Origin of the sequence: Nocardioides cynanchi (assembly GCF_008761635.1) — a bacterium.
GTDB classification, from domain to species: Bacteria; Actinomycetota; Actinomycetes; order Propionibacteriales; family Nocardioidaceae; genus Nocardioides; species Nocardioides cynanchi.
The window spans coordinates 1,774,783-1,800,687 of record NZ_CP044344.1 but is presented as its reverse complement, the minus strand read 5'-3'; the positions used below and the strand labels follow the sequence as shown (position 1 = coordinate 1,800,687).

At 70.0% G+C, this 25,905-nt stretch carries 23 protein-coding genes and 1 pseudogene; 11 read left to right on the top strand and 13 right to left on the bottom strand.

Annotated elements, in window-relative coordinates:
- The first annotated feature begins 81 nt into the window (after positions 1-81).
- The 8 genes from E3N83_RS08860 to E3N83_RS08825 are packed head-to-tail and all read left to right on the top strand — an operon-like array spanning position 82 to position 10,183.
- A complete protein-coding gene (locus E3N83_RS08860) occupies positions 82-1,125 on the top strand; it encodes a LacI family DNA-binding transcriptional regulator (RefSeq protein WP_151082922.1) in 1,044 nt (347 codons plus the stop codon).
- On the top strand, positions 1,122-3,059 hold the full coding sequence (locus E3N83_RS08855; protein WP_151082921.1) for a GH39 family glycosyl hydrolase: 1,938 nt from the start codon (positions 1,122-1,124) through the stop codon (positions 3,057-3,059). The genes E3N83_RS08860 and E3N83_RS08855 overlap by 4 nt, the downstream gene beginning before the upstream one ends.
- Positions 3,056-4,723 (top strand): ABC transporter substrate-binding protein, encoded by a 1,668-nt coding sequence (locus E3N83_RS08850; RefSeq protein WP_151082920.1) that lies wholly within the window; start codon positions 3,056-3,058, stop codon positions 4,721-4,723. The genes E3N83_RS08855 and E3N83_RS08850 overlap by 4 nt, the downstream gene beginning before the upstream one ends.
- Positions 4,724-4,754: 31 nt before the next feature.
- Complete coding sequence (locus E3N83_RS08845) at positions 4,755-5,741, top strand: ABC transporter permease (RefSeq protein ID WP_151082919.1); 987 nt, start codon at positions 4,755-4,757, stop codon at positions 5,739-5,741.
- Complete coding sequence (locus tag E3N83_RS08840) at positions 5,738-6,682, top strand: ABC transporter permease (RefSeq protein ID WP_151082918.1); 945 nt, start codon at positions 5,738-5,740, stop codon at positions 6,680-6,682. The genes E3N83_RS08845 and E3N83_RS08840 overlap by 4 nt, the downstream gene beginning before the upstream one ends.
- The gene (locus E3N83_RS08835; protein ID WP_151082917.1) at positions 6,682-7,692 is read left to right on the top strand and encodes an ABC transporter ATP-binding protein; all 1,011 of its coding nucleotides are present in this window, start codon (positions 6,682-6,684) and stop codon (positions 7,690-7,692) included. The genes E3N83_RS08840 and E3N83_RS08835 overlap by 1 nt, the downstream gene beginning before the upstream one ends.
- Positions 7,685-8,491: an ABC transporter ATP-binding protein gene (locus E3N83_RS08830; RefSeq protein WP_202879360.1), complete on the top strand. Its 807-nt coding sequence runs from the start codon at positions 7,685-7,687 to the stop codon at positions 8,489-8,491. Before E3N83_RS08835 ends, E3N83_RS08830 begins: the two co-directional genes overlap by 8 nt.
- A 24-nt stretch (positions 8,492-8,515) precedes the next feature.
- Positions 8,516-10,183 carry a glucoamylase family protein gene (locus tag E3N83_RS08825; RefSeq protein WP_151082915.1) on the top strand — a complete coding sequence of 556 codons (1,668 nt, stop codon included), beginning with the start codon at positions 8,516-8,518 and terminating at the stop codon, positions 10,181-10,183.
- Positions 10,184-10,242: 59 nt separating this feature from the next.
- Here the strand turns inward: E3N83_RS08825 and egtD are convergent, their stop codons facing one another.
- The 7 genes from egtD to E3N83_RS08790 form a co-directional block, all read right to left on the bottom strand.
- A complete protein-coding gene (egtD, locus tag E3N83_RS08820) occupies positions 10,243-11,223 on the bottom strand; it encodes an L-histidine N(alpha)-methyltransferase (protein ID WP_151082914.1) in 981 nt (326 codons plus the stop codon).
- On the bottom strand, positions 11,220-12,509 hold the full coding sequence (egtB, locus tag E3N83_RS08815; RefSeq protein ID WP_151082913.1) for an ergothioneine biosynthesis protein EgtB: 1,290 nt from the start codon (positions 12,507-12,509) through the stop codon (positions 11,220-11,222). The genes egtD and egtB overlap by 4 nt, the downstream gene beginning before the upstream one ends.
- Before the next feature lie 129 nt (positions 12,510-12,638).
- On the bottom strand, positions 12,639-13,649 hold the full coding sequence (locus E3N83_RS08810; protein WP_151082912.1) for an ABC transporter permease: 1,011 nt from the start codon (positions 13,647-13,649) through the stop codon (positions 12,639-12,641).
- 61 nt (positions 13,650-13,710) lie between these two features.
- Entirely contained in the window at positions 13,711-14,721 is a 1,011-nt protein-coding gene (locus tag E3N83_RS08805; protein WP_151082911.1) for an ABC transporter permease, read from the bottom strand.
- A gap of 109 nt (positions 14,722-14,830) precedes the next feature.
- The gene (locus tag E3N83_RS08800; RefSeq protein ID WP_151082910.1) at positions 14,831-16,597 is read right to left on the bottom strand and encodes an ABC transporter substrate-binding protein; all 1,767 of its coding nucleotides are present in this window, start codon (positions 16,595-16,597) and stop codon (positions 14,831-14,833) included.
- A 221-nt stretch (positions 16,598-16,818) separates the two neighbouring features.
- Positions 16,819-18,357 carry an MXAN_6640 family putative metalloprotease gene (locus tag E3N83_RS08795; RefSeq protein ID WP_151082909.1) on the bottom strand — a complete coding sequence of 513 codons (1,539 nt, stop codon included), beginning with the start codon at positions 18,355-18,357 and terminating at the stop codon, positions 16,819-16,821.
- 109 nt (positions 18,358-18,466) lie between these two features.
- Positions 18,467-18,871, bottom strand: coding sequence for an FAD synthase family protein (locus tag E3N83_RS08790; protein WP_151082908.1), 405 nt, complete (start codon positions 18,869-18,871; stop codon positions 18,467-18,469).
- 83 nt (positions 18,872-18,954) lie between these two features.
- On the opposite strand from E3N83_RS08790, the gene E3N83_RS08785 reads away from it, so the two are divergent.
- The gene (locus E3N83_RS08785) at positions 18,955-20,217 is read left to right on the top strand and encodes a DUF445 domain-containing protein (protein WP_151082907.1); all 1,263 of its coding nucleotides are present in this window, start codon (positions 18,955-18,957) and stop codon (positions 20,215-20,217) included.
- Positions 20,218-20,251: 34 nt separating this feature from the next.
- On the opposite strand, the gene E3N83_RS08780 is transcribed toward E3N83_RS08785, so the two are convergent.
- Complete coding sequence (locus tag E3N83_RS08780; protein ID WP_151082906.1) at positions 20,252-20,479, bottom strand: RNA-binding S4 domain-containing protein; 228 nt, start codon at positions 20,477-20,479, stop codon at positions 20,252-20,254.
- Positions 20,480-20,484: 5 nt separating this feature from the next.
- Entirely contained in the window at positions 20,485-20,859 is a 375-nt protein-coding gene (locus E3N83_RS08775; RefSeq protein WP_151082905.1) for an FKBP-type peptidyl-prolyl cis-trans isomerase, read from the bottom strand.
- A gap of 255 nt (positions 20,860-21,114) precedes the next feature.
- Here E3N83_RS08775 and E3N83_RS08770 point away from each other — a divergent pair, with 255 nt between their 5' ends.
- Entirely contained in the window at positions 21,115-21,696 is a 582-nt protein-coding gene (locus E3N83_RS08770) for a hypothetical protein (RefSeq protein ID WP_151082904.1), read from the top strand.
- A 19-nt stretch (positions 21,697-21,715) separates the two neighbouring features.
- Here the strand turns inward: E3N83_RS08770 and E3N83_RS08765 are convergent, their stop codons facing one another.
- A complete protein-coding gene (locus tag E3N83_RS08765; RefSeq protein ID WP_475442112.1) occupies positions 21,716-22,150 on the bottom strand; it encodes a CBS domain-containing protein in 435 nt (144 codons plus the stop codon).
- Positions 22,151-22,183: 33 nt separating this feature from the next.
- Positions 22,184-23,067 (bottom strand): annotated as a pseudogene (locus E3N83_RS08760) (inositol monophosphatase family protein).
- Positions 23,068-23,139: 72 nt separating this feature from the next.
- Between E3N83_RS08760 and E3N83_RS08755 the strand changes: the two are divergent.
- Positions 23,140-23,613, top strand: a complete 474-nt coding sequence (locus E3N83_RS08755) for a DUF2231 domain-containing protein (protein ID WP_151082903.1) — start codon at positions 23,140-23,142, stop codon at positions 23,611-23,613.
- Here the strand turns inward: E3N83_RS08755 and rsgA are convergent.
- A complete protein-coding gene (gene rsgA / locus E3N83_RS08750) occupies positions 23,610-24,599 on the bottom strand; it encodes a ribosome small subunit-dependent GTPase A (RefSeq protein WP_151082902.1) in 990 nt (329 codons plus the stop codon). The two genes, E3N83_RS08755 and rsgA, sit on opposite strands and share 4 nt — an antisense overlap.
- Before the next feature lie 10 nt (positions 24,600-24,609).
- Positions 24,610-25,902: a 3-phosphoshikimate 1-carboxyvinyltransferase gene (aroA, locus tag E3N83_RS08745; protein ID WP_238343135.1), complete on the bottom strand. Its 1,293-nt coding sequence runs from the start codon at positions 25,900-25,902 to the stop codon at positions 24,610-24,612.
- Between the last annotated feature and the right edge of the window lie 3 nt (positions 25,903-25,905).

Here is a 25,905-nt window from a genome sequence, read left to right as displayed (position 1 = left end):
TTGACAGGTCCGCAACTTGCTGGCAACGTAACCGGTTGCGGAACGTAAGCGGTTACTCAATCTCGGGAGTCGAAGCGCAACGTGAACGACAAGGCCACGATCTACGAAGTCGCTCGGATGAGCGGCTTCTCGACGGCCACCGTCTCGCGGGTGATGCACGACGGGACCGGGTTCAGCGCCACCACACGTGACTCGGTCCTCGAGGTCGCTGCCCGGCTCGGCTGGGTGCCCAACCACTCGGCTCGCAGTCTCGCCCGCCGCCGGGCCGGCATCGTCGGGCTGCTCTTCCCCGACTTCGGCGACGACGGCCCGGGCAGTGAGTCCGCGCTGTACGTCGACCAGGTCATCCGCGGCGCCGAGCGCGCGGCCACCCTGGCCGGCGACGCCATCCTGATCGCCGCCACCCGCGGTCGGGAGGGTCTCGACTTGGCGCGGTCGGTGGTCGGCAAGGTCGACGGCATGGTCGTGATGGCCGGGAGCCTCGCGGCCAAGGACCTCGCGGACATCTCGACCCGCGTGCCGGTGGTGATGATGGCGACCCACACGGCTCCGCACCGGCTGGACTTCGTCGGCGCCGACAACCGCGGTGGCGCGGCAGCACTCGCGAGCCACCTGACCTCGACCCACGGGTACGACGACATCGCCTTCGTGGCCGGGCCGCGACGATCGCCGGACTCGAGAGAGCGCTTCGTCGGCTTCCGGGATGCGCTGCTCGCGGCGGGACTCGAGGTGCCCGACGCCCCCGAAGCGCATGGAGACTTCACCGAGTCCGGCGGCGCCGAGGCGGTGGAGGCACTGCTGGCCGCCCGTCGTACGCCGCCCCGCGCGATCGTGCTCGGCAACGACGAGATGGCGATCGGCGCCCTGACGGTCCTGCGTCGCCACAAGCTCCGGGTACCCGCCGACGTGGCGGTCACCGGCTTCGACGACATCGCCACCAGCCGGCACGTCCGACCGACGCTGACCACCGTCCGCCAGCCGATGCGCGACATCGGTGAGACCGCGGTCGGGACCCTGCTGTCGCGGCTCGCCGACCGGACCGGCCCCCGCCAGACCACCGTGCTGCCCACCGAGCTCGTGCTCCGCGCGAGCTGTGGCTGCTCCGCTCGAGGAGGACAGAAGTGACCGAGACACCGCACGCCGGAACCGGGTTCGAGCCCGAAGCCGTGGCCGCGCCCGAGGACGATGCCCGGGCCGACTGGGAGCGGCGTATCTACCGCCGGCTGACCGAGACCACGGAGGCCGACCCGGCCTCCGAGCTGCCGGCGCCGACGGGCCTGTCCGCGAGCCCGGGCAACGGTTTCGTGAGGCTCGAGTGGCAGCCGGTCCGCGGTGCCGCCGGCTACGTCCTCGAGCGCGGCCGTAGCGGCGACCCGGAGGACGAGCCGGCGATCGTGTCCCACGGCGGCAGCGACGTGCCCGCTGTGGTCGACGTCGCGTTCGCCGACACCGGCGTGGAGGACGACGTCACCTACCGCTACCGGGTCGGGGCCGTGCTCGGCAACGAGCACCCCGTCTGGCACTGGAGCGACCCGGTCGACGGCACGACCAGCGGCCACGCGGGTGGTGAGCTGACCGTCTCCGTGGACGCTGCGGGTGACGCCGGCGAGCTGGACCGCGTGTGGTGGCTGGTCGGCTCCGAGCGGCTCACCCAGCTCCGGTTCGGCGACCTGGGCAACGGCCACCCGATCGGCGAGGAGTTCACCGAGGCGCTGCGGATCGCGCACGCCGACCTCGGCGTGACCGCCGTGCGTGCCCACGCGATCCTGCACGACGACAACCACGTCGTGACCCGCGCCGACGACGGCTCCCTGGCCTTCGACTTCACGATCGTGGACGACCTCTACGACCAGATCCTGGCGCTCGGCATCCATCCGGTGGTCGAGCTCGGCTTCATGCCGGCGGCGATCGCCCGTGACCTCGAGCAGACGGTCTTCGAGTACCGCGGGATCATCTCGCCGCCCCGCGAGTGGTCCGAGTGGCACCAGACGGTGGGCGCGCTCGCCGCGCACCTCGTCGAGCGGTACGGCGTCGACGAGGTCGCCGGCTGGGGCTTCGAGGTGTGGAACGAGCCCAACCTCGAGGTCTTCTGGACCGGCACCCAGGACGACTACCTCCGCCTGTACGAGGAGGCGGCTCGCGCGATCAAGGACGTCGACGCGCGGCTCACGGTCGGCGGCCCCTCGACCGCGGCCTCGGAGTGGGTCGAGGCGCTGGCGGCGTACGCCGAGAAGCACGCACTGCCGCTGGAGCTCGCGACGACTCACACCTACGGCAACCTGCCCCTGGACTTCCGGGGCGTGCTCGAGCACCACGGCTTCGGCGGCGCCGACATCCTGTGGACCGAGTGGGGCGTCGGCTCGACGCACTTCGGCCCCATCCACGACGGGGTCGCGGGCGCACCGTTCGTCCTCAGCGGGATGCAGAGCGCCCAAGGTCGGCTCAAGGCACTGGCGTACTGGGTGGTCAGCGACCACTTCGAGGAGCTCGGGCGGGCACCGCGGCTCTTCCACGACGGCTTCGGCCTGCTGACCCTCGGCAACCTGCGCAAGCCGCGTTACTGGGCGCTGCACCTCGCCGCGCACCAGGGCGACCAGGTGCTGCCCAGCACCCTCGAGGGGGACGGCGCCGACGTGCTGGTGCGGTCGTGGGCCACCCGCCACGACGACGGCACGGTCGACGTCCTGGTCTGGAACGGCACCGTCAACGCCGATCTCATGCACGGCGACCCACGGCTGGTCCGCGAGGTCACCGTCGCCCTGGCCGGCCTGTCGTCGGACCGGTACGCCGTCGAGGTCGCCCGCGTCGACGGCGAGCACTCCAACATCGGCAGCGTCGCGAGCGGCGCCGACTGGCCCGAGCAGGCCGAGTGGGCCCGCCTCCGCGAGGCCGACCACCTGCACATCGACGAGGTCGACGACCTCGTCGCCGCATCCGGGTCCGGCTCGGTCAGCGTCACGCTGCCGCAGCCGGGCGTGGTCCGGATCCGACTGAAGGCGGCGCCCCGCCGCACCGGCGACGGACAACCGTCGGCGAACCCTGAGGAGAAAACCCGATGAAGTACCACTCTCGGACGAGGTCGACCGCGCTCGCGTCGTCGCTGCTCGTCGTGTCCGCCCTGGCTCTGGGAGCCTGCGCGGGCAGCGACAACAACACCGGCGCCGCCGGTGGGACCACGCTGACGATCCAAGGCGACGCGGGGAACCCACAGCTGGTGGAGAACTTCAACCCGCTCGTCATCCCGACCGAGCTGCACGGCGCCCAGCTGATGTACGAGCCGCTGGAGATCCGCAGCCCGATCGACGGCTCGTTCACGCCGTACCTCGCGACCGGTCACACGTTCAAGAACCCGACCACCGTGGTGTTCAAGATCCGCAAGGGCGTGACCTGGAGCGACGGCAAGCCCTTCACCCCGCAGGACGTCGTCTTCACCTACGACCTGCTGAAGAAGGACCCGGCGCTGGACTCCAACGGGATCTGGACCCAGATCAAGAGCGTCTCGGCGTCGAGCGACAGCGTGACCGTGAAGTTCAAGCAGCCGAACGTGCCCTTCGTCGGCGTCCTGGCCGGCCAGGTGATCGTCCCGCAGCACCTGTGGGCCAACGTGTCCGACCCGGAGAAGTTCGCCAACACCAGCCCGGTCGGCACCGGTCCCTTCATGCTCGACAAGTTCGCGCCGACGCAGTACTCGCTGAAGAAGAACCCCCAGTACTGGCAGGCCAGCAAGATCGCGCCGACCGAGGTCGTGATGCCGGCGCAGTCGAGCAACCAGTCGACCAACCAGCTCGACGTGACCAGCGGCAAGTTCGACTGGTCCTACAACTACCTGCCCGACGTGCAGAAGACCTACGTGAGCAAGGACTCGAGCCACAACATCTACTGGTTCCCGCCCGGCGGCACGATCGGACTGTTCCTCAACCAGACCAAGCCGCAGTACCAGAACGTCGACTTCCGGCGCGGCATCAGCCTGGCGCTGAACCGGGACCAGATCGCACAGAAGGCGGTCAACGGCTACACGACCGGCGCCAGCCAGTCGGGGCTGATCCTGCCCAACCTGCAGAAGTGGCTGGACCCGCAGATCCCCGCCAACGGCAACATCACCCAGAACACCGCCGATGCGCTCAAGGAGTTCCAGAAGGCCGGCTACCACCAGTCCGGCGGCAAGCTCCTCGACTCCTCGGGGAACCAGGTCGCGATGTCGATCATGATGCCGGCCAACTACAGCGACTGGGTCGCGGCCGGCAAGGAGGTCGTCAACCAGCTGGGTGCCATCGGCATCAAGGTCACTCTCGACACCCCGCAGGCCACGCCGTACACCAGCGCCACGCAGAGCGGGAAGTTCGATGCCGCCTTCGGTGGCTACGGCGGCACGGGTGACCCCTACACCGACTTCAACAACACGTTGAACAGCGCGTTCGCGGCGCCCATCGGCACCGCCACCGCGAACAACTTCGAGCGGTACAAGAACCCGCAGGTGGACGCCGCGCTGGCGAAGCTGGCCGGTGCCACCAGCCATGCGCAGCAGCAGAAGGCGACCGACCAGCTCCAGAAGATCATGTACAGCCAGGTCCCGGTCGTCCTCATGTACTACGGCGGCAGCTGGGGGCTCTTCTCGACGAAGAACTTCACCGGCTGGCCGTCGCAGAGCGACCCGTACACGCTGCCGACGAGCTACAACAACGCGATCCTCACCGTTGTCACGCACCTGAAGAGCGTGGGCTGACCATGACCGTCGGCAGCAGGGAGCTCACGTCATGAACTACGTCCTCCGCAAGACCATTCTCTTCGTGGTCACGCTCTGGGCCGCGGTGACGATGAACTTCCTGCTGCCGCGGCTGATGCCGGGGTCGCCCGTGGACGCCGCCATCGCGAAACTCTCTCAGGGGGGCCAGCCGGTCACGAACGCGCAGCGACGTGCGATCGAGATCCAGCTCGGCTCCCCGCACGGGAGCTTCATCTCGCAGTACGTCGACTACCTCGCGAACACGGCCCGCTTCCGGTTCGGGTCGTCGTACTCCTTCCCCAACCAGACGGTCGCGCACACCATCCTGACCGCGCTGCCGTGGACGCTGCTGCTGGTCGGGATCACCACGATCGTGGCGTTCGTGGTCGGCACCCTGCTCGGGGTGTACGCCGGGTGGCGGCGCGGCACCAAGTCCGACGCCACCGTGACGGTGGGTGCCACGCTGTTCGCGGCGTTCCCGCCGTTCTGGCTGGGGCTGCTGCTGCTGTTCGTCTTCGCGTTCAAGCTCAACGCCTTCCCGATCAAGGGGGGCTACAGCCCGGGGCTGACGCCGAACCTCGGTCTCAGCTTCCTGGCCAACGCCGTCTCGCACAGCTTCCTTCCGGCGCTGACCCTGGCGATCACTTCGCTGTCGGGCTGGGTGTTCGGGATGCGCAACAACATGATCAACACCCTCGGTGAGGACTACGTGACCTTCGCCGAGGCCAACGGGCTGCGGCGCCGCACGATCGCGTTGAAGTACGCCGCCCGCAACGCTCTGCTGCCCAACGTGACCGCCTTCGGGCTGTCGCTGGGCGCGGTGATCGGCGGCTCGGTGCTGGTCGAAGGGGTGTTCAGCTACCCCGGCCTCGGGAACCTGCTCTACATCGCGGTGACCAACCACGACTTCCCGCTGATGCAGGCGCTGTTCCTGGTGATCAGCATCAGCATGCTGGTCGCGATCTTCGTCGTCGACCTCCTCTACGTCCGTCTCGACCCGAGGGTGCGCCGCTCATGAGCCTGCTGACCTCCGCGACACCGCCGACCAGCGACCCGGGCACGAAGGTCGTGGTCTCCAAGCCCGCCTCGGAGTCCCGGCTGCCCGGCCCGCTGCTCTTCCTGGCCCGCGCGTTCGGCACCCTGTGGTCCAACGGCAAGGCCCGGATCGGCATCGTGCTGCTCACGCTGTTCATCCTGATCGCCGTGCTGGCGCCGCTGATCGCCAACCACTCGCCGAGCTCCACCGACTTCACGCCGTACCAGAACCCCTCGTCGAGCAACTGGTTCGGCACCACCGGCAACGGCCAGGACGTCTTCTCGCAGATCGTGTACGGCGCCCGGGTCTCGCTGCTGGTCGGGCTGGTGGCCGGTGCCGTGGCCACCCTGATCGCGGTCACGATCGGCCTGGTGGCGGGCTACCGGCCCGGTGCGGTCGACGAGGTGCTCAGCTTCTTCACCAACCTGGCGCTGGTGATCCCGGGCCTGCCGCTGATGATCATCCTTGCCGCCTACGTCCCGAGCCGCTCGATCTGGACCATCGTGCTGGTCGTCGCCTTCACCTCCTGGGCCACCGGCGCCCGGGTGGTGCGGAGCCAGGCGACCTCGATCCGGGAGCGCGACTTCGTGACCTCGTCGGTCTTCTCCGGGGAGGGCCTGTTCCGGATCGTGTTCCGGGAGATCCTGCCGAACATGACCTCGCTGGTCGCCGGCAGCTTCTTCGGCGCGGCGACCGCGGCAGTGATGGCGGAGGCGAGCCTGGAGTTCCTCGGCCTCGGCAACCCCAACACGGTCAGCTGGGGCACGATCCTCTACTACGCCCAGCAGCAGAACGCGCTGCTCACGGGGCAGTGGGTGCTGGTCTTCGCGCCCGGCCTGATGATCGCGCTGCTCGCGGTCTCGTTCACGCTGATCAACTTCGGCGTGGACGCCCTCTCCAACCCCAGACTGCGGGAGAAGTGATGGCGACCATCCTCGAGGCGACCGACGTCAGCGTCACCTACCAACAGCCCGGCGGCGCGGCGGTGCACGCCGTCCGCGATGTCAGCCTGAGCCTCGAGCAGGGTGAGTTCGTCGGCCTCGTCGGCGAGTCGGGCTGCGGCAAGTCGACGCTCGGCTTCGCCCTGACCCGGCTCCTCCAGCCGCCGGCCCGCCTGACCGGCGGGAGGATCGTCTTCGACGGGGTCGACCTCGCCTCGCTCGACGGTGAGGCACTGCGCGAGCAGCGCCGCAACGGCATCGCCCTGGTCCTTCAGAGCGGGATGAACGCGCTCAGTCCGGTCCGCAGCGTGGAGGGGCACCTCCGCGACATCCTCAAGGCCCACGCGCGCGACGGCGAGGACGTCTCGCGGGGAGCGGTCCACCGTCGCGGGATCGAGCTGCTGGAGAAGGTGCGGCTGCCCGCGGACGTGCTGGGCAGGTACCCCCACGAGCTCTCCGGAGGCATGCGGCAACGGGTCTCGATCGCGCTGGCCCTGTCCCTTGACCCGAAGCTGATCGTCTTCGACGAGCCCACCACCGCCCTCGACGTGATCGTGCAGAAGGCCGTGATGCAGACGATCCGCGAGCTCCAGCAGGAGAACGGCTTCACCGGCATCCTGATCAGCCACGACCTCGGGGTCGTGCTCGAGGCCACCAACCGGGTGCTGGTGATGTACGCCGGGCGGATCGCCGAGGACCAGCCGAGCTCCGAGCTCCTGCGCGGGGCGCACCACCCCTACACCGAGGCCCTGCTGGGCTGCTACGCCGACCCAAGGGCCGACGACGTCGACCTCGGCGAGATCCCGGGATCGCCGCCCGACCTGGCGCAGCCGCCGTCCGGCTGTGCATTCGCCCCGCGGTGCAGCCTGGCCGAGGACGTCTGCGTGAGGGTCGACCCCGACCTGATGCCGCTCGGCGCCGGCCGTGCTGCCTGCCACGTCCGCGCCGGGAGCGCCGGCCGGAGCGACCGCGAGGAGCCCAGCCTTGTCTGACCATCGCACGGCCCAGGTCCCCGCCCTCACCGTCGAGGGCGTCAGCAAGGTCTACACGTCCCGCGGCAGCGGACCTGTCACCGCGGTCGACGACGTCTCGTTCACCCTGGAGCCCGGCGCCTCGGTCGGGCTGGTGGGAGCCAGCGGCAGCGGCAAGAGCACCATCGCCAAGCTGGTCACGGCCTCCGAGCGACCGACCTCCGGCTCGATCACCTTCGGAGACGTGCAGGTCGACCGCCTGCGGGGGCGGGCGCTGCGCCGGTTCCACGGCAACGTGCAGCTGGTCTTCCAGGACCCCTACGGCGCCCTGAACCCGCTGCACACCGTCGAGTACATCGTCTCCCGGCCCTGCCAGAACTACCTCGGCATGAACGCGCGGCAGGCCCGCGACCGGGTGCACGAGCTGCTGGACACGGTCGGGCTCACGCCCACCGAGCAGTACGCCGCGAAGCTGCCGCACCAGCTGTCCGGGGGGCAGCGCCAGCGGGTGGTCATCGCCCGGGCCCTGGCCTGCGACCCCCAGCTGATCATCGCCGACGAGCCGGTCTCGATGCTCGACGTCTCGCTGCGGGCCGGAGTCCTGCGGCTGCTGGAGAAGCTCCGCCGCGACCGCGGCCTGAGCCTGCTCTACATCACCCACGACCTGCTCAGTGCCCGCGTCGTGACCGACCGGATCCTCGTGCTCAACCACGGTCGCGTCGTCGAGCAGGGCGAGACCAAGCACGTCCTGCAGCATCCGCAGGACGACTACACCGTGGCGCTGCTCGACGCGGTCGCCACCCCCTCAGCCGCCGGCTGAGGGTTCTCGGAAGGAAGACAGCCAGTGAGCAACAGGACACGACTCGGGGCGCTCGCGGCGTCGGCGGCCATGGCGGCCGCCGGGCTGCTCGCGATCCCTGCTCAGGCGCACGCCCCGGACGCCACGTCGGGCAGCGGCTCCGCCGCGCGCACCACCCACCGGGGCGGCGTCGCGCCGTACACCGGGCTGACCTCGGCCCAGCGCGACAAGCTGATGGCGATCGCCCGGGACTCGTGGAAGTTCTATGCCGACGACGTGGACCCGCACACGCACCTGCCGCTCGACAACCTCACCTACGCCGGTGGCTCGGCGACGCCGACCGACCGCGGCACCTACACCTCGTCGGCCAACGTGGGCTGGTACCTCATGGCCCTGGTCTCGGCCAGCGATCTCGGGATCGTGAGCAAGGCCACCGCGACCCACCTGGCCAACCAGACGCTGCGCGAGGTGAGCAGCCTGGACCGGTTCCACGGCTTCCTGTTCCAGTGGTACGACACCTCCAACGGACACGTGCTGCTCAACCCGGGCCAGGGCGACTGTGCCTCGACCGGCGGCACCTTCGACAACTGCTCGTTCGTCTCCAACGTGGACAACGGCCTCTACGCCGCCGGGCTGGTCGAGGCCCGCCAGGCGTTCCCGGGGGCCCGGGCCCTCGCCGACCGGCTGTCGCGCCAGATGGACTTCTCGATCTTCTACGACGCCCGCGCCGAGACGCACTGCAACGTCAACCGCGACATCCCGGGCAACCAGCCGACCGGCCAGATGTACGGCGGCTACTACAAGGGAAGCCCACCGGAGACCGACACCGGCGGCCACTACTACCACAACGGCGCCCTCTACTCGGACCCGCGGATCTCGGCGTACCTCGGCATGGGCCGGCACGAGATGCCCGGCAACGTGTGGTGGCGCAGCTGGCGCGAGCTGCCCCCGCCGGCGCCGTTCGCCGACTGTGCGGACGACCCCGACTTCTCCTGGCAGGGCCAGTGGCCCATGGAGGGCAGCTGGCAGAACATCACCGACCCGCAGTCGGGCAAGACGTTCCCGGTCTGGGAGGGTCATTACCGCTACCCGGGAACCGACCTGACCTACATCCCGCCGTTCGCGGGCGGCATGTTCGAGGCCCTGATGGTCAACCAGGTCGTGCCGGAGACGTCGTGGGGCACCCACAGCTTCGGTCTGGCCGACAAGCGGATCGTCCAGGTGCAGAAGCGGTACGCCACCCAGCAGCTCGGCTACCCGGTCTGGGGCATGTCGCCCTCGAGCACCGCCGACGACACGGGCGGGTACGCCGGGTACGGCGTCGCCGGCAAGGCCTTCCCCTACCACGGGGCCGGGGCCACGACCGCCGACCCCAACCTGCGCCTCGCCCAGTGCTCCGACTGCGCCGACGAGTCGGTGGTGACGCCGCACGCGTCGTTCATCGCGCTCGACCCGGCGCCGGGAGCGGCGTACCGGAACATCATGAAGCTGAAGCAGCTGTTCCCGGACGTCTACGGCTCACGTGGCTTCTACGACGCTGTGAACCCGACGACGGGTGCCGTCGGGCACCGGATCCTGGTGCTCGACCAGTCGATGATCATGGGCTCGATCGACAACGCGCTGCGTGACCGCGCGCTGCAGCGCCACTTCGCCGCCGACCACGTGTCCGCCATGGCCCGGCTGTACCTCGGCATGGAGCACATGTCCCTCTGAACCCCGCCGTGTCCCGGGTCGACCTGCCCTGACCCGGGCACGGCGGTCAGGGCCGTGTGTCAGCCGGCCTGCTTGCGGGCGAGCGTCACCGCGAAGTCGCCGGCGGCGTCGGTCCAGGTCTGGACCACCTCGAGCCCCACGGCTCCGAGCTCGTCGCGCACCGTGTCGCGGGTGAACTTCGTCGAGATCTCCATCCGGATCTCCTCGCCGCTGGCCAGGAAGAAGTCGATCGCGGCTCCGGGCACGTGGACGTGCTGGGGCATGTCCGCGCGCAGCCGCAGGTCCATGCGGTGCATGTGAGGGTCCCAGAACGGGACGTAGGTGAAGGCGGCCTCGTCGAAGTCCGCACCGAGCTCGCGGTTGAGCACGCGGAGCCCGTTGCGGACGAACTGCTCGGTCACGCCGCCGGGGTCGTCGTACGCCGCGATCAACCGGTCGGCGGACTTGACCAGGTCGGTGCCCAGGAGCAGCCAGTCGCCGGGTGCGAACGAGTCGGCCAGCGCACCCAGGAAGGCACCGCGCTCCTCGACGTAGAGGTTGCCGATGGTGCCACCGAGGAAGGCCACCAGCTTGCGGTGGTCGCTCGGCAGGTGGCTCAGGTGCAGGGTGAAGTCGCCGACGATCGCCTGGACGGTGAGGTCGGGATAGGTCGAGGCGAGCTCCTCCGCGGCCTCGCGCAGGATGCCTTCGGAGACGTCCACCGGCACGAACCGGGTCAGCCGGCCGGTCGCGGTGAAGGCGTCGAGCAGGGCGCGGGTCTTGTCGCTGGTGCCACTGCCGAGCTCGACCAGCGTGGTCGCGTCGGTCAGCGCCGCGATCTCCGGCGCCGCTGCCAGCAGGATCGAGCGCTCGGCCTCGGTCGGGTAGTAGTCGGGCAGGCGGGTGATCCGGTCGAAGAGCCGCGAGCCCTCGTCGTCGTAGAGCCACTTCGGTGGCAGGGTCCGCGGTTGCGAGGCCAGGCCGCGGCGGACGTCCTCGACGAGGGCGGCGCCGGCGGAACCCGGAGGGAGCAGCACCGAGACGGTGGTCCGGCCGCTCATGCCCGCCGCCCCTCGGCCAGACGGACGCCCGACAGTGCCCACCGGGCGCCGTGCGGGAAGAAGTTGCGGTAGGAGGAGCGCGTGTGACCGGACGGGGTGAACGCGCAGCCTCCGCGCAGCACCATCTGGTTGGACATGAACTTCCCGTTGTACTCGCCGATGGCCCCGTCGGCCGGGTGGAAGCCCGGGTAGGGGTGGTAGGCCGACGAGGTCCACTCCCAGCAGTCGCCGAACAGCTGCCGCAGCCCGCCGCTCCCCGGCGCGGCCGCCCGCGGGTGGAAGGTCTCGGAGTCGGCGAGGTTGCCGCCCTCGATGCCAGGGCCGGCACCGGCCAGCGCCAGCTCGGCGGCGTGCTCCCACTCCGCCTCCGAGGGCAGGCGCTTGCCGGCCCAGGTCGCGAACGCCTCGGCCTCGTAGTAGCTGACGTGGCTCACCGGCAGCCCGGGGTTGACCGGCCAGGTGCCGTTGAGGCTGTGCTCGAACCACTGGCCGTCGACCTGGAACCAGTACGCCGGAGCCTGCCAGCCGTCGGTGTTGACCCGCGCCCAGCCGTCGGACAGCCACAGCTCGTGGCGCCGGTAGCCGCCGTCGGCGATGAACTCCAGCCACTCCGCGTTGGTCACCAGCCGGTCGGCCAGTCGGTAGGGCTGGAGCCACTGCTGGTGACGGGGGAGCTCGTTGTCGAAGCTGAACCCGTCACCGTCGTGACCGATCTCGACCAGGCCACCCTCGACGTCCACCCAGCCGAGGGTGTCGGGGGCGGACTCCGCGCTGGGGGAACCGGCGTACGTCGGCCGCAGCGGGTTGCGGGACAGGACGTGCTTGATGTCCATCAGCAGCAGCTCCTGGTGCTGCTGCTCGTGGTGGAAGCCGAGCTCGATGGTGTCCGCGATCTTGCTGAGCGACCCCTCGTCGAGCCGGTCGAGCAGGTCGCGCATCCGGTCGTCGACGTTGCTGCGGTAGACGCCCACGTCGTGGGCGCCCGGCCGGCTGATCTGACCGCGCTCGGCCCGCGCGTAGCGAGGGCCGACCGCCTCGTAGTAGCTGTTGAAGAGGAACCAGTAGGTGTCCTGGAACGGCTCGAACGACGGCTCGCTGTCGGCGAGGACGAAGGTCTCGAAGAACCACGTCACGTGGGCGCGGTGCCACTTCGTCGGGGAGACGTCCGGCATGGACTGGACGGTCTGGTCCTCCGGGGAGAGCGGCGCCGCCAGGGTCTCGGTCTGGGCGCGCACCCGGCCGTAGCGGTCGAGGAGGTCGAACGGGTCGCGGGCTGTGGTCGTCATCTGCAGGCACCTCACTGTGGGCAGACGTCCGGGTGGAGTGGTCACCGAGCCTGGTCAACCCTAGCCACGGCCACCGACAACGTGGTCACGGTCGGGTTTCGGAATGCTTACGTCGGGCGCCGTACCCGATCAGGCGATGGTCACACGGGGGTCCAGCAGCCCGTAGACGATGTCGACGACCAGGTTGGCCACCACGACGAGGACCGAGCCGACCAGCACCGTGGCACTGACCACGTTGATGTCGATGGGGGTCTGGAGTGCCTGGAGGCCCCAGTGCCCGATGCCGTCGATACCGAAGATCTGCTCGATGAAGATGGTGCCCGACAGGAGGCCCGCGAAGTCGATCCCGAAGATCGTGATCACCGGGACGATGGCCGCGCGCAGTGCATGCCGGTAGAGCACGATCGTCGGCCGGACGCCCTTCGAGCGGGCGGTGCGGATGTAATCCTCCTCCAGCGTCTCGACCATCTGCCCGCGGGTGAACCGCGCGTAGTCGGTGAGGCTGGTCAGGCCCAGGACGAGCCAGGGCAGCATCATCCAGGCGACGGTCTTGGCCGGGTTCTGGGTGATCGGGTAGTACCCGACGTCGGGGAAGATCTGCCAGCGCAATGAGAAGAAGATCCAGGAGAGCAGGATGATCAGGTAGTTGGGGATCGCGGAGAACACCAGCGAGCCACCGACGAGGAAGCGGTCGAGCGGGGTCCCTCGCCACCGGGCGGCCATGGCGCCCATGAGCACGCCGAAGGTGAGGTAGAGCGACGCTCCACCGATGGCGACTGTCACCGTGGCGGGGTACTTCTGCTTGAGGTCATCCCAGACCGGCGCGCTAGTCGTGATCGAGATGCCCAGGCACGGAGCCGGGCAGTCGTAGAGCTTGCCGTCGGCATACACGTCGTGCCGGCCCACGACGATCCCCTTGGCCCATTGGCCGTAGTTGTAGGCCACGGACCGGTCGAAGCCCATCTGGTGCTTGATGGAGTCGAGCTTCTGGGCGGTGCACTTGCCCGGCCCGAGCTTCTCGCAGTAGTTGCGCGCCGGCGAGTCGCCGAGCCCCTTGAAGAAGAGCACGAACACGAAGATCGAGGTCAGCACGACCACCACCGCCGAGCTGAGCAGCCGGCGCACGATGAATCCGGTCATCGATCTCCTGTCCTGGGTCCGGCGGAACCCTACCCGGGCCGCCCAACCGCAGGACGCCAGGTCAGGACACGCTGGTGCGCGGGTCCAGGAAGCTGTAGAAGATGTCGACGAGCAGGTTGGCGAGCACCACCAGGATCGCGGAGACCAGGACGGTGGCACTGACCACCTGGAGGTCGATCGGGGTCTGGAGGGCATCCAGGCTCCACTTGCCGATGCCGTCGATCTCGAAGATCCGCTCGGTGAAGATGGTGCCGGCGAGCAGGGCCGCGAAGTTGAGACCGAAGATCGTGGTGACCGGGACGATCGCGGCCCGCAGGGCGTGCTTGAAGAGCACCCGCTGACCCGGTAGTCCCTTGGACCTGGCCGTCCGGATGTAGTCCTCGGCCAGCGTCTCGACCACCTGCGCCCGGGTGAAGCGCGCGTACTGCGTGCAGCTGGTCAGGCCGATCACCAGCCAGGGCAGCATCATCCAGGCGACCGTCCGCGCCGGGTTCTGCGTGACCGGGTAGTAGCCGGTGGTCGGGAAGATCTTCAGTTGGAGGGTCAGGTAGATCCACGCCAGCAGGGCGATGACGTAGAAGGGGATCGCCGAGATCACCAGCGACCCACCCACGAGCAGCCGGTCGGTGGCCGAGCCGCGCCACAATGCCGCGAAGGCCCCGAGCAGGACGCCCACCACCAGCCCGATCAGGGACCCGCCGATGGCCAGGGTGATCGTCGCGGGGTACTTCTGCTCGAGGTCGTGCCACACCGTGTTGCCGGAGCTGATCGAGATGCCCAGGCACGGAGCCGGGCAGTCGTAGAGCTTGCCGTCGACGTACACGTCGTGCCGTCCGGCGAAGATGCCCTCGGCCCACACGGCGTAGTTGTGGGCCACGGACTGGTCGAGCCCCATCTGATGCTCGATGGAGCCGAGCTTCTGGGCGGTGCACTTGCCCGGCCCGAGCTTCTCGCAGTAGTTGCGGGCGGGACTGTCGCCGAGCCCCTTGAAGAACAGCACGAACACGAAGATCGAGGTCAGGATCACCACGAGGATCGAGCTGACCAGCCGCCGGAGAATGAATCCCGTCATCCCAGTTCTTCCTTCTCGATCGTCGGGCGGAAGGTGGTGGTGGGACGCGCTCGGTCTACGCGTCCCACCACCGGGTGGGTCGATCAGGTGCGGTGGTACGACCGATGGCCTACGGGGAGACCCAGATGCTCTTCCAGGTCGGCATCCCCAACGTGGTGTCGTCGTAGTCACCGTTGATCTTCGATCCGTGTGCCTGCGCGATACCGGTGTAGTAGGTCGTGAACAGCGGGAAGTACTTCGTTGCGATCTGCTTGTCGAGGCTGTTCCACGCAGCGGCCTGCTGGTCGAGCGGCAGGTGCTGGATGGCGTTCATCCTCGAGTCCACGGACTTGTTCGAGAACGCGGAGTAGTTCGACCCGAAGGACTTCGTGGTGTCCGGGTTGGTGGAGGCGAAGAGCGTCGGCAGCCAGGTCGAGCCCGACGGCCAGTCCGAGCACCAGCCCGCGGAGCGGACGTTGATGTCCTCGGTGGTGTTGTCCCGCGCCGCGACGTAGTCGGCCGTGGTCGTGGGCACCGGGGTGGCCTTGAAGCCGGCCTGGGTCAGTGCCTTGACCGTGGAGTCCTTGGTCTTGACGCTGATCGGGTCATCGGTCCGGAACAGGAACTTGATCTCGAAGCCCAACGCGTTGGCCGACTTCAGCAGCTCGCGCGCCTTGGCGGCGTCGGTCTGGAAGCCCTTGCGACCGGTCACGTTGTACGGCGTGCGACCGGGCAGGCCCGGAGGCATCAGGTTCGACGCCGGGATGGCGGTCACTCCGGGGATCAGGCCGGCGGCGAGGATGTTGTTCTTGTAGGGGTAAGCCCACGAGAGCGCCTCACGCACCTTCTTGCTGGTGATCTGACGGTTGTCCGGGGCCCAGTAGTAGGTGCACGGCGTGCCACCCAGGGTCAGGCGGTCCGGAGCAGTCGTCTGCATCTTGGCGAAGTCGGGCGCCAGCAGGTTGTCGTAGGTCAACGTGCTCTGGCCCGACCCCGAGTCGGCGAGCAGGATCTGGTCGATCTTCTCCGACTGCTGCTGCATCTTGAAGTCGTAGCCGTCGGGGTACTGCGTGCGAGCCGGGTCGGTCGAGGCATCCCAGTTCGGGTTGCGGGTCAGGACCAGCTCCTTGGACGGGCTGAACGACTTGATCATGTACGGACCGGTCGACATCGGGTGGTTCTTGTAGGTCTTCGGGTCCGAGGCCGACTTGCCCAGCGGGATCGGGCCGTTGGCCGGGAAGGTGCCCCAGTACGGCATGTCCGGGAAGGGCTTGTCCATCTTGATCACGATCTTGTTGCCCACGGCCTTGACCGAGGTGAACTTCTGCCCGGGGTCGGTGTAGGGGCCCTTGTAGGTGGAGCCGCCCTTGAAGTACACGTTGGAGTAGTACTGGCAGGGGCCGGTCGGGAACGTCGCGGCGTCCATGCAGCGCTGCATCCCCCACGCGATCTCCTTGGGTGTGACGGGCGAGCCGTCCTCCCACTTCACCCCCGTCCGGATCGGGAACGTCCACTTGGTGAAGGAGTCGTTGGGCGTGCCCAGGTTGGTGGCCAGGTCGGGCACCAGGATCATCTGCTTCTTGACCGGGTCGTACTTGTACTGCGTCAGCGACCGGGTCACCAGACCGCTCATGATCGAGGAGGTGTCGGTGTAGTAGATCTCGCTCGGGTCGATCGTCGTGCTCAGGCCGGTCAGGGTCAGCACCGTGACGATGCCGCCCTTCTGGGCGCCGGAGATCGTGACCGGGCCCTTGGCTGTCGCGTCCTGGCCGTTGCCGGTGTCACCTCCCTTGACCGGGGGGTTGCTGGTGGGAGTGCCCGAGGAACCGCTGCCGCACGCCGCCAGAGCGAGCAGTCCGACGGACGACAGGGCGACCAGGGGAGTCTTGAGTCGCATGTACGCGCCTTTCGGTGGGTGTCCTCCCGACGAGTCCGCCGGGAGTGGCCGGCGCACGCCGACCGATGAGGCCGGCACACGCGCGTGGCCAGGACTTCACACAACCATCCGATAATCGCTGTCGTGCATCAGCGGGATAACGAATCAATATCGAGGTGAAAAGGTCACGAATAGGTCTCGGATATCAATTGGATAACGAGCGGGTATCGGCCCTGTCTCGGTTACCGCCGAAAGGCGGTCACGGTGACCGAGTAGGCCGGATGGGGGTATCGCGGGCTGCCGGAGCAGGAGTACGCACCCTTGCCGCAGCGCCGGAAGGACGTCGAGGCGTTGGCCACGGTCAGGGTCACGGAGTCGACCTTGCGGTTGCTGAAGGGCACCGCGAGCCGGCCGTTGCCGTACCGGTTGAGAGCCACCGACTTCCGGATCCACCCGTGCTTCTTGGTGTGCACGACGACGTAGGCCACGGGGTCCTTGCGCTTGCGCGGTCCCGCGACCTTCAGTCGCAGCCGCCAGCCCCGCTGGGTGAGGTCGGCCCCGGGCGTCACCTCGACGCTGCCGGACGCGAGGTGCGGCACCGCGAAGGCCGACGGGCCCACCGACGGGGCTGCTCCGGTGAGCTGCCACCGGGCGAGGACCGGCGGGCTGGGATAGTGCCCGCCCTCCGGGTAGGAGTGGCCGGGGGTGAGGTTGCCGGCCGAGTAGCGCGCGAAGTCCCGGTCGAAACCACCGTGATGGCTGAGCACCGAGCGCAGGGCGTGGGCGGAGAAGCGGTCGCCGCCGCCGGAGAAGGCCGCGGCCGAGTGCCAGATCTGGCGGACGATGCCCCGGCCGAAGCGATGGCTGAGGTGCTCGAAGTAGGCCCAGTTGCCGTACTGGGCGGCGCCGGTCGCCTCGAAGGTGTCGAGTGGCTGGTCGGGGTGCGCGAGCTGGCCGAAGGGGAGGTACTGGCGGTTGTCGTTGCTGCTGTCGTCGAACTGGTCCTCCATCCAGGTCGACGTGGCCTCCATCAGCCAGGAGTCCTCCTGCACGTCGTACCCGAACTGGATGGCGTGGAAGAACTCGTGGGCGGCGGTGACCCGGGCGACCTGGATCGGCTTGGCGCCGTACTGGCTGCGGGCGAAGTCGTTGTCGAGCAGGAGGTAGCCGGAGTAGAGGCTCCGGTTGTACGACGTGGGCCGCTCGGCGGTCGTGAGGCCGTACAGGCCCTGGTGGAACAGCTCCTTGAGGTAGACGTCGAACCTGCCGTTGCCGCCCCGGTGACCGTCGGAGAGGGGCGGTCGGTAGCCGAGCCGGCCCACCTCGTAGGACCAGACCTGGTTCATCATCTTCAGCATCTTGTTCACCCAGTGCCGGTTGGGCGGGGCGTCGGCCGTCGTCGGCACCCAGTGGATGCAGATGTGGCCGCGGCACTTCTTCTTCGCCTTCACGGTGTAGGTCTGGCCGAAGAAGTCGGGGTGGTCGGTGGGCCGGGCCAGGATCGCGGCCGCCTGGCGTCGTTCGCTGCCGGACAGGTCGCCCATGCTCAGCCGCAGGTGCAGCAGGGCCATGGTCGGGTCGGTCGGGCGGGCCGTGCTCGAGGTCGACAGCGCGTGCTGGGCCGAGTGCAGGGCGGCCCGGGCCTGGGCGCGCGCATCGCCCTGCGTCGCGGACGACGCGCCGGCCCCTCCGGTGGCGGCCGCCGAGCCGGACGACGTGACGGACGTGACGGTCAGAGCCGTGCTCAGTGCCACCACGACGGCGGCTACGGAACGGCGCATGGAGAGCTCCCCTGGGGTCGACTGCGGGCGGTCGTGCAACGGCAACGGCGACGGCGGTCGCCGGACGTCTGCGGGCAGCCTGCCCCGAGACCGGGCCACCCTAAACGTGTCAGCCGGCCGACGAGATCTTCTCGATCAGGGCCGTGGTCGAGATGGCCGGTGTGCGCGAGAGGTAGACGACCTCACAGATGTCGCGGAACTCGTCGAACTTGCCTTCCCAGTCGTCACCCATCACCAGGACGTCGGCGTCGTACTGCTCGATGTAGGAGCGCTTGAGCTCCAGGCTCTCCTCCACGAAGACCTCGTCGACCTTCTTCAGCGCGCCGACGATGGCCATCCGCTCGGACTGGCTGAACACCGGCTCGCGGCCCTTCTTGCTGAGGTTGAGGGCATCTGCGGAGACCCCGACGACCAGCCGGTCGCCGAGCGCTGCCGCGCGCTCGATGACGCGCAGGTGCCCGACGTGGAAGACGTCGAACGTGCCGAAGGTGATCACGGTGCGAGGAGCAGCCATGGGCGGCATTGTGGCACCCGTCGTCCGTCCCTCCGGGGACGCCCTGCGTCCGGGCGGAACCGGATGGGCGAGAATCGGGCACGATGACGACCCTCGGCATGATCACCCCCGATCCGGAGGCCGACGACCGTCGGCGACGGGCGCTGCGGCGGATGCGGACCCTGGCCGTCTCGCTGCTGGCGTTCGCGGCCGTGGTCTACCTCGTGACGCTCGGTCAGGACGGCTTCCTGGGGTTCGTGAACGCGGGCGCCGAGGCGTCGATGGTCGGCGCCATCGCCGACTGGTTCGCGGTCACCGCGCTGTTCAAGCACCCGCTCGGGCTGCCGATCCCGCACACGGCTCTGATCCCGCGGCGCAAGGACGAGCTCGGGCGCGGTCTCGAGGAGTTCGTGGGGGAGAACTTCCTGCAGGAGGGGATCATCCGTGAGCGGGTGGCCGCGGCGACGATCTCGCTGCGGGTGGGACGCTGGCTGGCCGAGCCGGAGAACGCCCGCCGGGTCGTCGACGAGGTCTCCGAGGTGGTGGCGATCGGCCTGGGCAAGGTCCGTGACGACCACGTCGCCGACTTCGTGACCGAGGCGTTGGTCCCGCGCTTCCGCGAGGAGCCGATCTCCCCGCTCCTCGGCGGGCTCCTGGCCGAGGTGGTGCGCGACGACCTGCACCAGGGTCTGGTCGACCTGACGCTGCGCGAGCTCCACGCCTGGATGGTCGAGCACCCCGAGACGTTCGCGGAGGTGCTCGGTGAGCGCGCGCCCTGGTGGGCTCCGGAGCGCCTGAACGACGCCGTGACCCGCCGGGTCTACATCGAGCTGGTGGACTGGCTCGCGGTCATCCGCGACGACCCTGCCCACCCCGCCCGGCAGGCGCTGGACTCGATGCTCGGCCGGCTCGCGCACGACCTGCTGGTCGACCCCGAGACGCAGGAGCGCGCCGAGCAGCTGAAGCTGCGGCTCCTCGAGCACCCGCAGGTGGTCGAGTCGAGCATCGCCCTGTGGAACGCCTTCCGTCGTGCCCTGCAGTCCTCGCTGGTCGACCCCGAGGGTGCCGTCCGGGCCCGGCTGGTGAGCGAGGTGAACGCCTTCGCGGTACGCCTGCGTGACGACGAGGCCCTGCGGGCGCGGCTGGACGGGACGGCCGCGGACGTCGCGGTCTTCGCCGTCGAGCGGTACGGCGCAGAGCTCACCGCCGTGATCACGCACACCATCGAGCGGTGGGACGGCCGGGAGGCGGCCCGGCGGATCGAGCTCCACGTCGGCCGTGACCTGCAGTTCATCCGGATCAACGGCACCATCGTCGGTGGTCTGGTGGGCGTGCTGATCCACACCGTGGCGGTGCTGGCCGGCTAGCGCCGTCCAGCCGTCCGCCCCCAGCTGTCAGCCGTCAGCCGACCGTGGCCGTGTCGGCGGGCGGGCCGGCGACCGTGACCACGTCGCCCCGGACCAGCTGGCGGCCCCGCCGGGTCTCGACCTCGCCGTTGACGGTCACGTCGCCGGTGGCGAGCAGTGGCTTGGCGTCGGCCCCCTGGTCGATCAGGTCGGCGAGCTTCAGGAACTGGCCGAGCCGGATGCCGGCGTCGCGGATCGGCACCACCCGGGCAGCCTCGCCCACGCCGGTCAGCGCACCTCGATCAGGTCGCACACGAAGATCAGCGTCTCGCCGGGCTTGATCACGCCACCGGCGCCGCGGTCGCCGTACCCCAGATGCGGCGGGATGACCAGCTTGCGCCGGCCGCCGACCTTCATCCCCTGCACGCCGGTGTCCCAGCCGGAGATGACCTGGCCGACGCCGAGCCGGAACTGCAGCGGCTCGCCCCGGTTGTACGACGCGTCGAACTCCTCGCCGGTCGAGTGCGCCACCCCGACGTAGTGCACCTTCACCGTGGCCCCGGCCGTCGCCTCGGCGCCGTCGCCCTCCACGAGGTCGTCGATCACCAGGTCGGTGGGCGGGTCGAAGTCGGGGAAGTCGATCTCGGGCTTCTCGGTGCTCATGGCAGTGGTTCCTCTCGGCGTGGGTCGGCCCGAGCCTACGGCCTCCCGGCGGAGGGGGAGCCGCCGCAGGTGGGTACCGCCGGGGCGACACGTGGTCCTCCGCGGGCCGACCCCAGGACCACTGCGAGGTGGGGACCAGCCGGTCCCCACCTCGCAGGCCTCGCTGGGTCACCGGACTGGTCGAGGAGACCTGGCCGGTGAACCGGGCGGAGTCCGCACGAGCGGGCGGTCGGTGGGGCGACCTAGCGTGCCGGCATGCTGATCAGCGCTCGGGCAGCGTCCAGGATCTTCGAGGAGGAGACCGGCCTGGTCCGCCAACAGTCCCGTCGGGTGCTGCTGAGCGGGCTGGCGGGTCAGGGTACCCGTGCGGGTGGGTCACTCCTGTACGACGAGGCGTTGGTGCGGTCCCTGGCGAGGTGGCCGGAGGCCGACCACGCGGAGGTGCTGGCGCAGTGCCCCGGCGGACCGCTCGTGGTCAGGCTCGGACGAGGCGACGAGCGGGCGGCGCCGGTGGAGACGCTGGCAGGTGCGGGTCAGATCATCAGGAGCCAGGTACGGGCCCGGATCGAGGAGCACGGGTCGGTGCCGCTGGTGGCGACAGTCTGCGGCTACCCGGTCCGGCTCGCCGAGCTGACCGGTCTGGCCGTCCTGCCCGGTGCGAGCGCCTCGGGCAGCCACTGGGCGCAGCAGCGGGTGGCGGTGGAGTTTCGGGAACCCAGCGAGGAGTCCTCGCGATGGACGCGCCAGGTGACCGAGCGACGCCTGGTGACCGGCCCGGGACCCGCGTGGCTCCTGCTGGGGTCGCAACCGTACGCCGGCACCCGCCGTACGGCGTGAGCCCCGGACCGCTGCGGGGTCAGGTCTGGTGGAGGTAGCTGTCGAGCTGGTCGCGCTCGAACTCCAGCTGGCCGATCGACGACTTCACGACGTCTCCGATGCTGATGATGCCGACCAGCTTGCCGTCGGTGACCACGGGGACGTGCCGGATCCGGCGCTCGGTCATCAGCGCGCGGAGGTCGTCGACGGGCACGTCCGGCGCGCAGGTGTGCACGTCGCTGGTCATGATCACGCTGACCGCGCCGTCGAGAACGGCGTCGCTCTCGGCGAGCCGGCGCACGATGTCACGCTCGCTGACGATGCCGTCGACGGCCTCGCCGTCGGCGCTGACCACGACCGCGCCGACGTTGTGCTCGGCCAGCAGGCCGAGGAGTTCGCGCACGGTGGCGTCCGGGCCGATGGTGATCACCTGGTGGCCCGGCTTGCTCGTGAGTACGTCGCTGATGCGCATCATCACTCCTCGCGCTGGGGGGTCGTGACTCGCAGGCTAGTCCTCACCGCGGGTCCGGTGCGACATCAGGTCATGGACCGAGCCCGGCTCCCGCCGCGGGGAGTCGGGGTCGTCGTCGTCATCGGGCAGGGTGCCGAGGAAGGAGAGGGCGGCGTCGTGGAGGTGCCCGTTCGAGGCGAGGGCGTTGCCCCCGAAGGGCCCGTCGGTCCCGTCCAGGGAGGTGAAGCGGCCGCCCGCCTCGCGCACGATGATGTCGAGGGCGGCCATGTCGTGGAGGTGGAGCTCCGGCTCGGCGGCAAGGTCGACCGCCCCCTCGGCGATCAACATGTAGGACCAGAAGTCGCCGTACGCACGCGTGCGCCAGCAGCGCCGCATCAGCGACAGGAAGTCGTCGAGCCGGTCGCGCTCCTCCCAGCCGTGCAGCGAGGAGTAGGCGAACGACGCGTCCTCCAGCCGACGGATGTCGGAGACCTGGCACCGAGTCGCCTTGAGCAGCGACCTACCGGTCCACGCCCCGTTGCCCGCGGAGGCCCACCAGCGCCGCTGGAGCTGGGGGCCGAGACCACCGACAGCACGACCTCGTCCTCGACGACCAGGGCGATCAGGGTGGCCCACACCGGCACCCCGCGGACGAAGTTCTTGGTGCCGTCGATCGGGTCGACGACCCAGCGCCGCTGGCTGTGCCCGGTGCTGCCCTGCTCCTCACCGAGCACCGCGTCCCGCGAGCGCACCCGCGACAGGGTGCGCCGGATCGCCTCCTCGACGCCTTCGTCGGCGTCGGTGACCGGCGTCAGGTCGGGCTTGCTCATCACGTGGAGGTCGAGCGCCTTGAAGCGCGCCGTGGTCAGGGAGTCCGCGTCGTCGGCGAGGACGTGGGCGAGGCGGAGGTCGTCGGTGTAGTCCGACGCGGCGGGCGACATGGGCACAGGCTAAACCGATCCGTCCCTTCCACGTCCGAACCGAACGCCGCGCTGTGCCGTATACCTGTCACCATGACGTTCAACGGTCTCCCACTGCACCCGCTCATCGTGCATGTGGTGGTGGTCTTCGCCCCGCTCGCCGGCCTCGGCGGGATCCTCTACGCCGTCAAGCCGGCCTGGCGCTGGTGGCTGCGCTGGCCCTTCGTGGCCTCCGCCGTGATCGCCGCGGTCGCCGGCGTCGTCGCCGCCCAGTCCGGCTACTCCCTCGAGCACGCCCGCCAGCTCCAGCAGCTGGCAACGGTGCGGACCCACCAGCACCGCGGCAGCATCCTGCGCTGGCTGATGCTGGCCTTCCTGGTCCCGACCGGTCTCGCCGCGGCCTTCCTCGGCGGCGGTTCACCGGTCGTCTCCGGCTGGGGGGCGCGCACCGGCCGCACCGGCGCGGTCGCCGTCGCGATCCAGGTGCTGCTCGTCGTCTCCGCGGTGATCCTGCTGGTGTGGGTGTTCCTGACCGGTGACTCGGGCGCCCGCTCGATCTGGGGCTAGTACGCCGGCTCCGACCGCGCGACCAGGAGCCGCCGGAAGGACTCGACCCGGACCGGGTCGGCATCCCCGCGCGTCACCGCCTCGTCGAGGCCGCACTCCGGCTCGTCCGCGCCGTGCGTGCAACCGCGCGGGCACTCCTCGGTCATCTCGTCGAGATCGGGAAAGGCCTCGATCAGGTCCTCGGGCCGGACGTGGGCCAGCCCGAAGGAGCGGATCCCGGGTGTGTCGATGATCCAGCCGGCCTGGTCGGGCAGCGGGATCATGATCGCCGACGTCGACGTGTGGCGACCGCGTCCGGTGACCGCGTTGACGATGCCCACGTCGCGCATCGCCTCCGGCACCAGGGCGTTGACCAGCGTCGACTTGCCGACGCCGCTGTGCCCGATCAGCACGCTGGTGCGGCCGTGCAGCGCCGAGCGCAGCTCGGACAGGTCGCCACCGCGCTGGGTGACCACCCATGGCACGCCCAGCGACCGGTAGGTGACCAGCAGCGTCTCCGGGTCGGCCAGGTCGGCCTTGGTCAGGCACAGCAGGGGCTTCATCCCCGCGTCGAAGGCCGCCACCAGGGCCCGGTCGATCAGGCGGGGGCGCGGCTCCGGGTCGGCCAGCGCGGTGACCACGACCAGCTGCTCGGCGTTGGAGACGATCACCCGCTCGACGGGGTCGTCGTCGTCCGCGGTACGACGCAACACAGTCGTGCGCTCCCGAACCTCCACGATCCGGGCCAGGGCTCCCGGCGTGCCGCTGACGTCGCCGACGACCCGGACGCGGTCACCGACCACGACCCCCTTGCGGCCCAGTGGCCGGGCCTTGATCGCCATCACCACCTGCCCGTCGACGAGCAGGGTGAGGCGCCCCCGGTCGACCGTGGTCACCACCCCGTCGGCTGCGTCGTCGTACGACGGTCGCTCCTTGGTCCGCGGGCGGGTGTGGCGCCGCGGGCGCTCGTAGTGCTCCTGGTCGTGCTCGCCGTAGCGTCCGCTCACGGCGTGCTCCTCACGACACACCCAGCGCGGAGGCCCACACCCGCGGGAAGTCCGGGAACGTCTTGGAGGTGGCGTCGACGTCGTCCACCAGCACTCCCTCGACGGCCGCGCCCAGGACCGCCCCGGCGTGCGCCATCCGATGGTCGGCGTAGGCGTGGAAGAGCCCGGCGTGAAGTCGGCCGGGCCGCAGCTCCAGCCCGTCGGCGTGCTCGACGACGTCGGCGCCGAGGGCGGTCAGCTCGGTGGCCAGAGCAGCGAGGCGGTCGGTCTCGTGGCCGCGGATGTGGCCGATCCCGCGCAGGTACGACGGGCCGTCGGCCAGGGCGCACAGGGCGGCGACGACGGGGGTGAGCTCGCCGACGTCGTGCAGGTCGGCGTCCAGCCCGGAGATCGTGCCCGGCCCGGTGACCGTCAAGCCCCGGTCGGTCAGGTCGACGGTGCAGCCCATCCGGGCGAGCAGGTCGCGCAGGGCGTCGCCGGCCTGGGTGGTCGCCTTGGGCCAGTCGCGCACGGTCACCGACCCGCCGGTGACCGCGGCCAGGGCCAGGAACGGCGCGGCGTTGGAGAGGTCCGGCTCGATCGTGAGGTCGACCGGCGCGATCGGGCCGGGGGCCACCCGCCAGCGGTCCGGCTCGGCGTCGTCGACCTCGACCCCGTGGCTGCGCAGTATCGCCACGGTCATCTCGATGTGCGGCTGGGAGGGCACCGGCTTGCCGTCGTGGAGCACGTCCACGCCCCGGTCGAAGCGGGCCCCGGCGAGCAGCAGCGCGGAGACGAACTGGCTGGAGCCGGAGGCGTCGAGCACCACCTGCCCGCCCGGCACGGCACCGGAGCCGTGCACCACGAACGGCAGCCGGTCACCGTCGATCCTCACCCCGAGGGCTCGCAGCGCGCTCAGCACCTCCCCGACCGGACGGTTGCGCATGTGGGGATCGCCGTCGAAGGCGACCTCGCCGCGGGCCAGCCCCGCGATGGGGGGGACGAAGCGGGTCACCGTCCCGGCCAGGCCGCAGTCGACGCGGGCGTCCCCGACGAAGGCCGCGGGGGTCACCGTCCAGTCGTCGCCCGAGGTGTCGATGTCGGCCCCGAGCGCCGCCAGCGCCCCGGCCATCAGGGAGGTGTCGCGCGAGCGCAGGGCTCGGCGTACGACGCTGGGGCCGGACGCCAGGCTGGCCAGCACCAGGGCCCGGTTGGTCAGCGACTTGCTGCCCGGCAGCGAGAGCTCGGCGTGCACCGGCGTGCGGGCGTACGGAGCCGCCCAGGCACCTGCCCGGGGGGGCTCGGCCGTCACCGCGTTCGTCACCGG